Here is a 14951-nt window from a genome sequence, read left to right as displayed (position 1 = left end):
ACGAGTCATACCCTCCCTGAATTTATCTGAAAAAAGAAAAAAAGATGGCTAACGACAACCATCTTTCTCTCCGTTACATGTTATAATGTAACTATGCTAACCAATAATTATTATAATGATTTTTTTTGAATTAGGGCAACAGAAAATTAACTTTAGTTTCTTCGAATTGAGTTTACCTGACGACGATCCAGTCTATACCCTAAAAAAAGTGGCGGGGAATACGTTCTATTGACCGTATTGTTGATCTGTGTGAAAGAGACCTTTATAATTCTTTCACTCTCCACTAAGTCCATGTACTCGACTTATTTTTTCTATATTTTAACGGAGATACCCCATATGTTTTTTTGAAACTTCTGATAAAATAACTTACATTCTGATAGCCACTGAGCATTGCAACTTCTGTAACCGGAATATCCGTATTTTGTAACAACTGTTTTGCATGTTCCAACCGCAAATATGTAACATATTTTGAAAGCGTAATATGAAAATGTTCTTTAAAATATCGCGATACATATTTTTCTGAAAGATGAAACTGTTCCCCGAATTCCCTTAATGATATCTCCCCTGCAAAACTCTGCTGTATGTATGAAATTATCTCTTTTTCTACAGTATTTCTTCCACTTTTATCATTTTCGATTATAAATCCATTCTCCCACATGTGAAGAATAAATTGTAAAAGAATTATTTTTATCTTTATCTGAACAGCTATTTCCAATTTCTTTTCATCATTTTTTGCCATATGTATTTCGGCCAACTGCTCACACAACTCTTTTTCTGTATCCTTGATTCTTGGCCTTATCATCAAATGACCATTTTTTAATGGAGTAAGCAACTTATCATCTAACATATCATCTGTGCAAAAAGAGATATATTTTAGCGGAAAAAGGAAAGTAAAATAATCCACGTCACCAGACTGTGAACCCATGAAATGCAGATTACCCGGCGACACCACAAAGGCATCCCCGGGGGCTCCGATATAGTTTTCTCCTGAAATACTTACAGTCAAGGTTCCACTTTTTACATATATAATTTCAAGTTCGTCATGCCAATGTACCGGTATCTGAAATGATCGTCCCTCATTTCTTATATGATATGTACTAAACGGATTCTCCTTTGTTCCATGCGGTTTATTTTCCTTTAATTCAAAGTACATAATCTCTCTCTAAAATTCTATAAGACTCTTGTTTTTCCATTTTCCACTTTTCCATCTAAGTACCATTCCCACAGCCCTCGCGCATTCATCACTTGCCATAGCAATATATGCCCCCACTGCCAGAAGTCCCATATGTACTCCGAGAAAATACGTGCCACCGACCGCGAACAGATACATAAAAATTGCACCTAATATAACCGGAAAAAGTGCATCTCCACTCGTTTTTAATGCCTGACCATATACAAGGTTTGTTATCCTTCCAAATTCAAGAAAGACATCTACTATTAACAACTTTACCACAAGATTTATCATCTGTATATCATCAGTAAATATATGCACGATAAAATGTCCGGACAATGCAAATGTCACTGAAAAGCATGTTGCTGTTATAATACCATATATCGCAGCTTTTCTCGTACCTTTGTCACATTTTTCAAATTCCTTTGCACCAATTCTCCAACCGGTCATGATTGCATTCGCCTGTGCAAGTGCAGCTCCCACACAATACGAAAAATTAGCAATCTGCACAGTATACGAACGTGCTGTAACATTCATTCCATCTGCATCCATCTGATTCATAAAACGAACTATAAGTGTCATTGCTATGTTATAAAGTGCCGTTTCAAATGCAGAAGGAAAACCGATCTTAACAATCTGCGCAAGTATCTTTCTTGATAACATTCGCTCAGGGCTCTGCTTTGCTTTTATAAGCACAGCTCCCATTCCGGCTACAATAATAAGATTCACAATTCTTGAGATAACTGTGGCAACAGCAACGCCCATTACGCCCCAGTTAAACATAAATAAGAATACTGAATTAAGTATTATATTAATCACATTTCCAACGACAGTTCCTATCAAAGAATGCTTTGTATATCCAAACACCCTCAAATAACTGGAGAAAATAGGGATCAGTGCATTCAAAAAACAGGTTCCCCCAACAATTTTAAGGTATGTTTCAGCCGGAGCAAGCAAAGCCGGAGCAATACTTACGATTCTAAGTATTCCACCAGAAAAAACAGCTAGAATAACCGACATCAAGATACCTATCATTGCATTAAACATAAGTCCAAGCTGTCTTGCCTGATATGCAATCCCAGGTCTTCCGGCTCCGATATTTTGTGACATAACAGCTACCATCCCCGATGATATCACCCCAAACATGATAATAAAAACACTTATATAGGTATTAGCTGTTCCCACTGCTCCTACAGCCTGGTCACTTACAGACGATAGCATAAGCGTATCGACCATACCCGAAAGCATATAGAATAAAGTCTCTAAGCATATTGGCACAGATAGCTGTGTTAATGTTTTTCTTTCCGCTGCCATGGTTTTCTCCTCACATACAAATATATCATACCTTATCAATAATACGATATCTTTCTATGTAATTCTTGTATAATATCATGCAAAAATTGCACTATTTCTACTTTTATAGTTCTTTCTCTTCACTTGTCTGTATGCAAAGTCACCACTTACTTTTAATGAGAGATAATCACCAAACCGAAATCTATTTATCCATACATCTTATAATATGATTGAGTGTAACACTTTCTGTTTTCACACATTCATTGTAATCTAATTCTGTTAAATTACTTATTATATTAATAACGCAGTTTTCAAATTTTTAAGGAGAGACACAAGGCCAGAAAAGTGGTTTTGCAATGCCAGTCAGGCGAGTTGGTTCTCCGTAAGATACGCCAAAGGTTTCAATCTGAATCTGTTCGATGAAGACAGGATAAACAGGGGTGTTGATCTTAACATTCGGTTCACCCGGATATGGAACAGGATAAGTTTCCAATTGTTCAAGACGTCGAATCTCTTCCATGCCATTTACAATTTTTCCGAAAATAGGATAAACGCCAGTGATTGCCGGGCAATCCGCAAGTGGAAAGAAAAATTCTCCGCCTGCAATCTCTGGTGCGCCATAACCGCCAAGCCCAATTGTACCTGGAACAGCTTCCAGATATTTTCCGGATTTTACATCATTGGGAATGAAATAGCAGGCTTTGGGATTATGAAAAGCATGGTAACTCATATCAAGAACCCAGCCTGGGACGATTCTCTCAATTGGGTAATGATCATAGACACCTTGTTTTGCAAGATATATAAAACTGGTAACTGCATTGGGGGCAATATCAGGGTAAAGCTCAATTTGAATAACACTGCCGTTTGAAAAAGTTATTGTGGTAACTGGATTTTTTTTCATAAAGCTCTTCTTTCTTAGTCAATCACTGTCAGTTCTTTTGAAAAATGATTCAATATCTCATGCCCATGGTCTGTAACAAGAACCAGATCCTCCACTCGAACTCCCATATCATTTTCAAGATATACACCCGGCTCAATCGAAAAAATATTTCCGGGGACAGCTTTGTCGGCAGAAGCAGAAGAAACATCTCCAAATTCGTGATCTTCAAGTCCGATGAAATGTCCGAGGCGATGGGTAAAAGCAGAACCATATCCCTTGTCTGTGATGATTCCACGTGCAATCTGATCCAGAGAAGAAAGAGGAATTCCAGGAGTCACAGCTTTTTCAGCTTCTTCGTTTGCTTTTAATACCGTATGATAAACTTCTTGTTGATGTTGTGTTACGTTTTTGTAAAAGAAGGTTCTGGTCATATCAGAACAATATCCTTCCCATGTACAGCCAATATCGACCAGAATACAATCTCCGGGTTTTAATCGGGTGTCATCCGGCCAGTGATGTCCGCTTGCAGCATTGCTTCCAAATGCAAACAGAGGTTCAAAGCTTAAGCCGTCAGCACCAAGATCACGGTAGATTTTTTTCAATTGTTCTGCAAGATCTGTTTCGGTAACTCCTTCTTTGAAAAAGTGTGTGATTTCTGCCATAGCCATATCGTTAAGGTGGGATGCTTTGCGCATAAGTTCCTGTTCCTGAATATCTTTGACTGCACGTGCCTGATCAAGTGCCAGAGAGGCATTTACAAAACCGGAGGCAGCTTTTTGGTCGATAAGCGGAAGAAGAAATCTTGCAGGCATATTTTTATCAATTCCCAGCGGTTCCGTATGATCAGTTGTTTTTATTACAAGATCCATATAGGAATCAGAGTCAGTAAAACGTACTTTTTCCACACCAAGATCTTCAGGTACCGTTTCTAGCTGATTGATAAAAATTTTATGTTTTCCATTTTGATTTAAGTAGAGTGCATAAAATCGTTCAAATGGTTTTATCATGCGTCCTGTCAGATAAAAAATAGCTAGTGGGTCTGCAATCAGAATCTGTGACAGATTCAGGGATTCCATATTTTTCAATACAGCTTCAACGCGATTTTGTTTCATTTTTTTGCCTTTCTGTAAATAGAAGATATCATTTATTGCCTGTTTTGCTTCATAGTAACACATTTCTTTTTCCAAATCTATATAGACTCAATAGATATTCTGCACTTTATTACCATAACAGATTGCTTTGGTAAAGTATATATGATACACTAATACGCAAGGATGGAAAGAATTGCAGTAGTGGATTTTGTACATTTGACAATAACATACGAGGAGGAACCTAATATGAAAGTTGCAACTGACATTGGCGGCACCTTTACTGATCTGGTAGCGATTGATGAAAATGGATCGCTGATTCTGGAAAAGGCACATACCACACCGCCGAATTTTGATCAGGGTGTTATGGACGTTCTGAAAAAAAGTGGTGTAGAGATGAAAAGCATTGAGGCTTTTTTTCATGGAACCACAACGATCATTAATGCACTGACAGAAAGAAAAGGTGCAAAAACAGCCTTGATCACAACAAAGGGTTTCCGGGATATTCTGGAACTGGCGAGAGGTAATCGTCCGGATTTGTTTAACATGGTATTTGAAAAACCAACACCGTTTGTTCCGCGTTATTTACGCCGTGAAGTGACAGAACGTATCAGCTATAAAGGTGAAATTCTGACACCATTAAGTGAAGAAGATATTCGCACGGCAGTGGAATATCTGAAAAAGGAACAGGTGGAGGCCATTGCTGTCTGCTACATCAATTCTTATGCAAATGAAGAACATGAACGTAAAACAGTTGAAAAAATCAAAGAATTATGGCCGGAAGTATATGTATGCCCGTCTGTTGATATCACGAGAGAATGGCGTGAATATGAAAGAACCTCAACAGCTGTTCTGAATGCATACGTTATGCCGGTGGCATCCTCTTATCTGAATCGTCTGGGACAGAGACTTACAGATGCCGGAATGCCGGAAAACCGTTACATCATGCAGAGTAATGGCGGAACTACAACATTTGAACAGGCAAAACTGACTCCTGTTAATATTGTAGAATCAGGTCCTGTAGCCGGTGTGTTTGGTGCTTCTATTCTTGGAAAAATCATTGGCGAACCGAATATTATCGCATTTGATGTGGGTGGAACAACAGCGAAATGTTCTCTGATCGATCAGGGAGCAGTAAAAGTAACTACTTCTTACTATATCGAAAAAGACGAAAGACATGCAGGCTATCCGATCATGGCACCTGTTGTCGATATTGTAGAGATCGGAAATGGTGGAGGATCCATCGCATGGATCGATGAAGGAGGATCTCTGAAAGTTGGACCAAAGAGTGCAGGTGCGCTTCCGGGACCTGTTGCTTATGGAAAGAACGGAACAGAACCCACCACCACAGATGCCAATCTGATTGCAGGACGTCTTTCTGCGAAGAATTTCGACATGGAAGTCTCTCTTGATAATGTGAAGAATGCTTTGGTGGAAAAAGTCGGAAAACATTTTAATATTTCTGCGGAAGAATCAGCAGAGAGCATTATTCGTGTGGCAGATTCTAATATGAATAATGCGTTAAAGCTGATTTCTGTACGGCGTGGATATGACCCTCGTGATTTTGCGATGGTTGCATTTGGAGGAGGAGGCCCGATGCATGGACCGACACTCGCCAAAGAACTGAATATTCGTAAGGTCATTATTCCGGTAGCAGCTTCTGTATTTTCAGCATGGGGTATGCTGATGAGTGATATTCGTCATGACTTTATTCAGACAAAGATTCTTTCATTCCAGAATGCTTCTATGGATGAACTGAATGCGATGTGGAAATCACAGATTGATGAGGCACATAAGATACTGGCATCTGAGGGACTTAAGGAAGATCAGGCTGTATTTACTTTTATTGCAGATATGCGTTATGCGGGACAGGAACATACGGTACAGGTACAGGCTCCGGCTTATCCATGGAAAGAGGAAGATCGTGCTGAAATCATGAATCGTTTCCACAAAACACATGAGCATTTCTATACCTTCTCATTGCCAGATACACCGGCAGAGATTGTAAATCTTCATCTTGTGGCATATGGTCAGTTGAACAAACCTGCATTACAGAAGATTGCACCTCAAAAAGATGATATTTCCAGCGCATTGAAGGAAACACGTCCTGTATTCTTTAACGGTGATGGCTGGCTGGATACACCAATCTATGATCGGAGCAAGCTTGGATTCGGTGCAAAAGCACAGGGTCCATTGGTTGTAGAAGAGCCTACTACCGCAACTGTAGTTTGCCCGGGACAAAGCTTAAGTGTAGATGAATACGGTAACCTGATCGTAGAAATGGAGGTGGAATAATGGCTGAGAAAGAAAAGATTAATCCGGTCACACTGGATATTGTAAAAGACTCTTTGATTGCAGTAAGTAACGAAATTTTCTATGCATTTGCACAGACTTCCATGAGCCCGATTATTTATGAAACACTGGATTATGCCAGCGGTATTGCAGATGCTGAAGGTCGACTGCTTACCCAGGGAAATGGTGTTACCGGATTTATCGGTATGATTTCACCCATGATTTGTGCAGTTGTGGAGAAACATGGAAAGGAAAATCTTCATCCGGGTGATGTATATATTATCAACGATCCGTTTATGGGCGGAGGAACCCATATGTCCGATGTTGGAATGGTAATGCCTATATTCTATCATGACGAGCTGATTGCTTTTGCTGGTAACAAAGCTCATTGGAGTGATATCGGAGGCATGGCACCAGGATCCTTTACGACTGATGCAACAAACCTTTATCAGGAAGGTATGTGTTTCTCTGGTACAAAACTGGTGGATCGCGGAGAACTGGTGGAACCTGTATGGGATCTGATGCGCAGCAATATGCGTTATCCGCAGATCTCACAGGGAGATATGTGGGGTCAGATATCCTCTCTTCGTACAGGTGAAAAACGTATTTGTGAATTATGCGATAAATATGGGGCAGACGTTGTAAAAGGATCTATGGAACGTCTGGTATCCCAGGGCGAAAAAGTAGCCCGCAGCCGTCTAGCTGAGATGCCAAAAGGCACATGGGAAATGGATGAATACATGGACAACGATGGACATGGCAATCCAGTTCATTTACAGGTAAAAGTTACCATTACCGATGATGAATTTATTGCTGATTTCACGGGTAGCGATCCGCAGGTAGTAGGATGCGTGAATTCCGGAGCAACGGCAGCATATGCAGGTGTAAAAGTAGTCTTTATGTCTGTGGTAGGACCAGAGTTGGCCGTAAATGATGGTGTATTTGCACCGCTGCGGACAATCTGTGAACCTGGCAGTGTATTGAAAGCGAATCGTCCGGCAGCAACCTCCTGTTATTATGAAAGCATGATTTACGTTATTGACTTGGTATGGAAAGCACTTGCACCGGTTTTCCCGGAATCTCTTGGTGCAGGACATTTACTTTCTGTATGTACCGTATTGATGGCCGGAAAACATCAGGACTTTGGAAATGATTATCTGATTATTGAGCCAACTGTTGGCGGATGGGGAGCTTGCAAAGGCCATGATGGTCAGGTAGGACTTTTCTGTGTTGGCGATGGAGAAACTTATAATGTGCCGGTAGAGATGGCTGAGACTCGTTATGGAATTCGTGTAGATGAGCACAGTCTGCATACTGATGGGGCAGGTGCAGGAGAATACCGTGGCGGAAGTGGTGCGGTTCGTGTATACCGTTCTATGAATGAGAATCAGACCTTTACAGCATCTTTTGGTCGAAATAAATGGCCGGTATGGGGTGCAGCTGGTGGAAAAGACGGTTCTGTAAATTATTTCCAGTTTATTGATGCAGATGGAACCGTAAGCGAACCAATGGGAATTGCAGCACGCCGTGTTATGAATACCAATGATGTTGTGCGTATGGTTACAGCAACTGGTGGTGGATATGGTAATCCGTTTAAGCGTCCTGCTGAAAAAGTAGCTATGGATGTTAAGAATGAATATATCACTGTGGAACAGGCCAAGGCTGACTATGGTGTTTTGGTTGATCCTGAAACATTCAAAGTGCTTGGATTGACAGAAGAACGTCAGAAAGCTGAAAAATAATATCATATTCAATGTATAAAGTAGATGCCGCAAAATCACTGAGATAAGGAATTTTGCGGCCAAAAACAGAAAGTACTTATTAAAATAAAAATATCCTGAACAAGTTGCAGAGCCAGAAAGCCTTGTAACTGTCAGGATATTTTTGTTTGGTGCTGTCAGCGCTAAAAAACGTTATTCACCGACAGTCCCATTCATTTTAAGCGTATTCTTTTCAGAAAAGCGGGTCTGTGATAAAATGAAATAAAACAGCAGGAGAGATACGATTATGAAAAAACCGGAAATAGATGCACAGGCAGTGGTTGCCACAGGCGCAGTTGTCCTGGGTGATGTGACGATAAAAAAGGATGCCAGCATCTGGTATAATGCAGTAGTGCGTGGGGATTCAAGTGAGATTCAGATAGGGGAAGGAACCAATATACAGGATGTGTGTGTGCTTCATGTGGATGAGAATTGTCCGCTGAATATCGGCAGGAATGTGACGGTAGGACATGGTGTGATTCTTCATGGCTGCACCATTGGAGACGGCGCTTTGATCGGTATGGGAGCTATTATTCTGAACGGGGCAGTAGTCGGAAAGAACAGTATGGTGGCAGCAGGAGCATTGGTCACATCGAATACAGTGATCCCGGATGGGGCACTTTATATGGGAAATCCTGCAAAATTCAGGAGAATGCTGTCAGATGAAGAAATTGCAGCAAACAGGGAAAATGCGAAGCATTATGTGAAAGAAAGTAAATGCATATGAAAATCGGTCAAAATGAACAGAACTGGGACAGGCTTCTGCATGTTCATACTACGGGACGGGATGATTCGAGATCGGATCAATACCGATATCCATATGAGCCGACGCCGTATTCCGTGCTGGAGCGGCTGGTGAATACGGGCATGATAAGAAAAGAAAATACATTATTAGATTATGGCTGTGGAAAAGGAAGAGTGGATTTCTTCCTGACTTATCAGACACGGTGCCATTCCATTGGGGTGGAATATGATGATCGAATCTACGAAAAAGCCATGGAAAATAAGCAATCTGCAGTGTCTGGTGAGAGAATTTCTTTTGTACTTGTTAATGCGGAAGAATATAAAGTGCCGGAAGCTGTGGATCGGGTTTATTTCTTTAATCCATTTTCTTTGGAAATTCTCCGGAAAACAGTTGCGCGGATTATCGATTCCTATTATGAACATCCAAGAGAAATTCAATTGTTTTTTTATTATCCGTCCGATGAATATATTTCTTACCTGATGACGGTAGATGAATTTTCATTTTTGGATGAGATCAGCTGCCAGGATCTTTTTGAGGGAAATGATCCAAGGGAAAGGATGGTTGTATTTATTACAGTTTGTAGGTGATACATGGCGGGGACGCGGGACCATCATTAAAAAGGGCACTTGAAAATACAAGCGCCCTGATGTATAATCTATTCAGAAAGTGAATCGGATATGACTCCGATTTGCCCTCAGTTGAAAAATTAGAAGAATAGCATCCTAAACTTTGGGCGGTTGGGGATGCTATTTCTTTTTGTCAAAATGATTATCTATGTAAGACAGAGCTGCGAAAACTACTAGCAGCAAAGTCAAGACTTAGAAAACTGAAAATAGATACACAGGCAGAGGATTATGTGAAAGAAAGTAAATGCATATGAAAACGAAAATGGAAAAATTTGCGATTCTTTCTCTGTCATGGATGTTGATTTCTACCTATTCGGTATCGACAGCCCTTCCGGCAATGAAAGAATACTATATAGAATACAGCGGAAGTCAGGTGGAGTTTCTGGTGTCGGCAGCGGCGCTTGGGATTACCTTCACGATTCTTTTTCATACGGTGATTGCAAAATACTTAAAAGAACGGCTGATGGTGGCAGGAGGGCTTCTCCTCTTGTCTGTAAGCGGAATTGTTCCGGTATTTACGGATATCTATCCGGTGATTCTCGGATCCCGTTTTCTGCTTGGCATCGGAATTGGTCTGGTCAATGTAAAGGCGATCAGCATGATCAGTGAACGTTATAGCGGAAGGGAACAGGAGACGCTGCTTGGATTTCGAAGCTCTTTTGAAATGCTGGGAAATGCAGTGCTGACATTGATAGCCGGACAGCTTCTGGCCTTTGGATGGCAGAAAGCGTTCAGCGTTTATGCACTGGGATTTCTCGTACTGGCATTGTACCTTCTGTTTGTGCCGGAAAAAGAGGGAAATGTTTCAGATACAGCTGCGGCTGGTGTTTTAAATGGAAAATTTGAACGTAAAAATGCAGAAACTGCAATTTTTTATACAATCTGTGGTTTCTTACTGGTGGTAGCAAACGCCGCCTGCTCGTTAAGAATTCCGGTACTGGTAGAAGAACGCGGCTTTGGAACAGCATCAACAGCCAGTATTGTGCTGAGCATTTTGATGATCGTGGGGATTCTGGCGGGATTTCTCTATGGAAATCTGCTGAAAATTTGTCGGAAAAAAATATTTTTCTTCTGTCTGGCAGGATATTGTGCAGGAATGGTTCTGATGGCGGCAGCAGGATCCTTTCTTTTGTTTATGGCAGGAGTTGTGATTACGGGATTTGCGCATACGACTGGGATTACCTGCGTATTTAACGGTGCAGCGGCTGATGAGCCAGGAGAACTGCTGTCTGTTGTAAATTCCATTGTACTGGTGGGATGCAATCTGGGATCTGCATGTGCACCGTTTCTGATCGGGGGAATCGAACTGGTATGGCCGGTTTCTTTTGCAGCATTTCCGGTTATTGGAATTGTATTATTATTAATTGGATGGATGAGGGGAAGGGATTAAGTGTCTGAAGGAAAGACCAAAAACAAATACGAAATTGATATGTGCAACGGGACGATCATGGATAAGCTGATCACATTTTCTGTCCCACTGATGTTATCCAGTGTTTTACAGTTAATGTTCAATGCAGTGGATATCATTGTGGTCGGCCGATTCAGCGGCAGCCAGGCGCTGGCGGCAGTTGGCTCTACAACGGCGTTGATTAATATCTTTGTAAATCTGTTTATCGGTATTTCTCTGGGAGCCAATGTGCTTGCAGCCAGATTTTATGCACTGGAGCTGAAAAAAGAAATGTCAGAAACCGTGCATACAGCCATTACCTTTGCGCTGGTCAGCGGAATTGTGGTGGCGGTACTGGGTGTGACTCTGGCAAGATTTGCACTGGAAATCATGGCAACTCCGGAAGATGTCATCAATAAGTCCGTGCTTTACATGCGGATTTATTTCTGCGGAATGCCATTTTTTATGCTGTACAATTATGGGGCTGCCGTGCTGAGAGCAGTGGGAGATACGAAAAGACCGCTGTTGTTTCTGATTATATCGGGTGTAGTCAATGCGGTTCTGAACCTGTTTCTTGTGATTGTATTTCACCTGGACGTAGCGGGTGTGGGAATTGCGACGGTGATCTCCCAGTGCATTTCCTGTATTCTGGTTTTGCGGTGCCTGTATCACACGGAAAGCAGCTATCAGCTAAGATTTTCAAAACTTTGTCTGAAAACAAAATATCTGCGTCAGATCTTTGCCGTGGGAGTGCCGGCCGGAATTCAGAGCACGGTTATCAATTTGTCAAATGCCATGCTGCAGTCATCCGTCAATTCCTTTGGGTCTATTGCCATGGCAGGTTATACGGCAGCCAACAATATTCTTGGATTCCTGTATGTATCCATCAACTCCGTGACACAGGCATGTATGAGCTTTACCAGCCAGAACTATGGTGTAAAAAAATGGAAACGAATGGACAAGGTGTTGATTGACTGTATTATCCTTTCCGTGATAGTTGCACTGACTCTTGGAAACGGTGCATATCTGCTTGGTCCTAAACTACTGCGGATCTACAGTGAGCAGGCAGATGTAGTTGCCTGTGGGATGGAGATTCTGGCCTATACGACCATTACTTATTTTCTGTGTGGACTGATGGACCTGTTTCCCGGAGCGCTTCGAGGCATGGGGTATTCGACCGTTCCCATGCTCCTGTCCATTATTGGTACCGTAGGTATGCGGATTATCTGGATCTGCCTGTTATTCCCGACACACCGGTCGCTGACATTTTTGTTTCTGTCTTATCCGGCATCCTGGGCTGCCACTGTTGTGATGCAGGTGATCTGTTTCTGGTTTGTGAGGAAGAAGATACGTAACACCCGTCCGGGCATATAGCCCTAGAATGCAGATCGATCAATTTAAAGGAGCGAAAAGAAATGTAAAAGTTTTTTTTGGCTCTTTCTTTTTGAATGAAAATTATTTTTAAAACACTGCGACCAAATGGAGATTGCATGCATCTAATCTATGTAAATACAAAAAAGCCGGCGGGAAGGATACTATGAAAAGAGAACAACTGGGTCAACTGATTCTGGCATCGGAGGACAGCATGTATCATGTGGCGAAATCATTACTCTATAATGATGCGGACTGTCAGGATGCCATTCAGGAGGCCATCGCAAAAGCATTTGACAAGATTGGAACGTTAAAACAGGACACTTATGCAAAGACCTGGCTGCTCCGTATTCTGATCAATGAATGTTATGGAATCATGCGTAAGGAAAAGAAGATCATATCATTGGAGACTTGTGAGCAGGAAGAACCGTGGATGGAGAGACAGGATTATTCGGATCTGTATGAAGCGTTGATGGGGCTTACAGAGGAAGCAAGACTGGCAGTGACTCTGTATTATATGGAAGGATACAATATTCGGGAGATTGCCAGAATGACAAAAGTGACAGAAAGTGCGGTCAAGAGCCGACTTGCCAGGGCGCGGACAAAGCTGAAGGAAGAATTATCCAAAGAAGGTTAAAGGGGAGGATGAACGATGAAGTTGGAAAATATGAATCAGGAATTTCCGAAGATGCCGGATGCTATGCGGAAGATGATAGAGCAGGAAGTAGAACAGCAGTTACAGAAAAAGACAAGTAAATTCACAGGCCGCCGAGTGATGATCGCCGTGCTGGCAGCAACTCTGGCGCTGGGAACCACCGCATTTGCAGGTGTTTTATATCGAATGAAAAGTAAGCAGGTGGGAACCTATGCAGTGAAAACAACGCAGGAAAAAGAAGCAGGAACAGAAAATGAAACGATGCAGCCGACAGGAGAGAGCCATTATGTGAAGCTGACTGCGGAGTGGCTGCCGGACGGAATGGTGCAGACAGAAGAAGGAAAATATAGCTTTGAAGATACTTATGCGCAGGGTGGCGTGAGCATGCTCTGTTACTATATGGATACGGGAGACTCCGCTTTTGAAATGCTGACACAGCAGGTGGTAGAGAGTGAAACATTGAATATTGATGGCAGACAAGGTATATACCTGGGACAGCAGGCACTGAGCAATGAACTTACATTTAACCAGCAGCTCTATGTGGCGTACCCGGATCTTCATCTGGTACTGGAAATAACAGCGGCATCAGATGTGTCAAAAGAGGATGCCATCCAGATAGCGGAGCATGTGACATTGACACCCGCGGAACAGTCCGATGATAAAGATGTGATGATGTGCTATAACTGGAGCAGTTATCTGACTGCGGATGAAGGACAGGAGATGATAGATGAATCGAACCTTCCTGTCACATCAGTATCCATGGAGCACCTAGAAAAAGCACATCCAATGGGAGAAGTATTGGATATATCTGAAAACGATCTGGAAAAACATCCAGGACTGACAGCAAAAGTAACGGATGTCCAGATTGGGGATAATCGCTCCATGTTGTCGGATTCCATGCTGGGAGAGGATGATAAGCAGGCTTTTGCATCAGATGGAACGCTGCTTCCAGTCACACTTACCTATGTGAAAGAAGGAGATGGAGTCAATACGCTGGATCAGGTGATCCAGACGGAAGAAGAGCCGCAGAAACTGGTCTGCGTGACCGTGGATTATACGAATACCGGTGCAGAAACATGGAAAGATATTATGTTCAATGGAACGATCAGTATTCTGGAACCGGCTGGAGCTGTGGCAAAGATCTGGAGAGCAGATACCCAGACACCGTCAGAGAATGATGCATGGACCTACGTGGCTGTGGCCAGTCATTCTTTCAATACGGAGGTAGGACTGTATGATGTGAAAGGTGGGGAACGTTCGAATAACTATATTGATTCTCTTGCACCGGGAGAGACAGTAACGGTACATTGGGCATTTGCTGTACCAGAAGAAAAGCTTGGGGAAATGTATTTTGACTTAGGAAATACCTGCAATCTAACATCTGATCTTACGGATGGATACGTGACAGACATTAGACAGCAGGTACAATAGTTACCCTGTCCATTGTAAAATATCCTTGACAACATTTGAAAACTAATGTTACCTGTCTTTCGCACTTGAAGCGAAAAAGTAGTGCTAAGCCATAGGATAAAACCTATGACTCAGCACTTTTTTAATACCGGTATTACCAAGAAACCATGCAATCGTCAACTTCAATTACAAGACAACAATAAAAATTATGAGCCATATATGATAATGTCCTAATATACCACAAAGGAAAATGTCCCAAATGTGGTAAAATAA

12 protein-coding genes and 1 pseudogene are annotated in these 14951 nt (G+C 41.8%); 9 read left to right on the top strand and 4 right to left on the bottom strand.

Annotated features, from left to right (window positions below):
- Positions 1 to 93: 93 nt before the first annotated feature.
- Positions 94 to 263, top strand: a pseudogene (locus ACZMB2_RS05585) (transposase); the annotation flags it as partial.
- 20 nt (positions 264 to 283) lie between these two features.
- On the opposite strand, the gene ACZMB2_RS05580 reads toward ACZMB2_RS05585, so the two are convergent.
- The 4 genes from ACZMB2_RS05580 to ACZMB2_RS05565 all read right to left on the bottom strand — a co-directional run bounded on the left by ACZMB2_RS05580 (position 284) and on the right by ACZMB2_RS05565 (position 4456).
- On the bottom strand, positions 284 to 1153 hold the full coding sequence (locus tag ACZMB2_RS05580; RefSeq protein WP_487595898.1) for an AraC family transcriptional regulator: 870 nt from the start codon (positions 1151 to 1153) through the stop codon (positions 284 to 286).
- Positions 1154 to 1162: 9 nt separating this feature from the next.
- Positions 1163 to 2485: an MATE family efflux transporter gene (locus ACZMB2_RS05575; protein WP_487595897.1), complete on the bottom strand. Its 1323-nt coding sequence runs from the start codon at positions 2483 to 2485 to the stop codon at positions 1163 to 1165.
- Positions 2486 to 2783: 298 nt separating this feature from the next.
- Complete coding sequence (locus ACZMB2_RS05570; protein ID WP_487595896.1) at positions 2784 to 3365, bottom strand: peptidylprolyl isomerase; 582 nt, start codon at positions 3363 to 3365, stop codon at positions 2784 to 2786.
- Positions 3366 to 3379: 14 nt separating this feature from the next.
- Positions 3380 to 4456, bottom strand: a complete 1077-nt coding sequence (locus tag ACZMB2_RS05565) for a M24 family metallopeptidase (protein ID WP_487595895.1) — start codon at positions 4454 to 4456, stop codon at positions 3380 to 3382.
- Positions 4457 to 4681: 225 nt separating this feature from the next.
- Between ACZMB2_RS05565 and ACZMB2_RS05560 the strand changes: the two genes are divergently transcribed.
- The 8 genes from ACZMB2_RS05560 (at position 4682) to ACZMB2_RS05525 (ending at position 14699) form a co-directional block, all read left to right on the top strand.
- Positions 4682 to 6727, top strand: coding sequence for a hydantoinase/oxoprolinase family protein (locus ACZMB2_RS05560; protein WP_487595894.1), 2046 nt, complete (start codon positions 4682 to 4684; stop codon positions 6725 to 6727).
- Positions 6727 to 8466 carry a hydantoinase B/oxoprolinase family protein gene (locus tag ACZMB2_RS05555; protein ID WP_487595893.1) on the top strand — a complete coding sequence of 580 codons (1740 nt, stop codon included), beginning with the start codon at positions 6727 to 6729 and terminating at the stop codon, positions 8464 to 8466. Before ACZMB2_RS05560 ends, ACZMB2_RS05555 begins: the two co-directional genes overlap by 1 nt.
- Positions 8467 to 8731: 265 nt before the next feature.
- Positions 8732 to 9211, top strand: a complete 480-nt coding sequence (locus ACZMB2_RS05550) for a gamma carbonic anhydrase family protein (RefSeq protein ID WP_487595892.1) — start codon at positions 8732 to 8734, stop codon at positions 9209 to 9211.
- Positions 9208 to 9816, top strand: coding sequence for a class I SAM-dependent methyltransferase (locus ACZMB2_RS05545; protein WP_487595891.1), 609 nt, complete (start codon positions 9208 to 9210; stop codon positions 9814 to 9816). The genes ACZMB2_RS05550 and ACZMB2_RS05545 overlap by 4 nt, the downstream gene beginning before the upstream one ends.
- Positions 9817 to 10105: 289 nt before the next feature.
- Positions 10106 to 11245 carry an MFS transporter gene (locus ACZMB2_RS05540; RefSeq protein WP_487595890.1) on the top strand — a complete coding sequence of 380 codons (1140 nt, stop codon included), beginning with the start codon at positions 10106 to 10108 and terminating at the stop codon, positions 11243 to 11245.
- A 39-nt stretch (positions 11246 to 11284) separates the two neighbouring features.
- On the top strand, positions 11285 to 12616 hold the full coding sequence (locus ACZMB2_RS05535; RefSeq protein WP_487595904.1) for an MATE family efflux transporter: 1332 nt from the start codon (positions 11285 to 11287) through the stop codon (positions 12614 to 12616).
- 163 nt (positions 12617 to 12779) lie between these two features.
- Positions 12780 to 13250 carry an RNA polymerase sigma factor gene (locus tag ACZMB2_RS05530; protein ID WP_118769230.1) on the top strand — a complete coding sequence of 157 codons (471 nt, stop codon included), beginning with the start codon at positions 12780 to 12782 and terminating at the stop codon, positions 13248 to 13250.
- 15 nt (positions 13251 to 13265) lie between these two features.
- The gene (locus tag ACZMB2_RS05525; protein WP_487595889.1) at positions 13266 to 14699 is read left to right on the top strand and encodes a DUF4367 domain-containing protein; all 1434 of its coding nucleotides are present in this window, start codon (positions 13266 to 13268) and stop codon (positions 14697 to 14699) included.
- The last annotated feature ends 252 nt before the right edge of the window (positions 14700 to 14951 follow it).

The organism is Hominiventricola sp., assembly GCF_057604405.1.
This window is presented reverse-complemented; position numbering and strand designations above follow the sequence as displayed.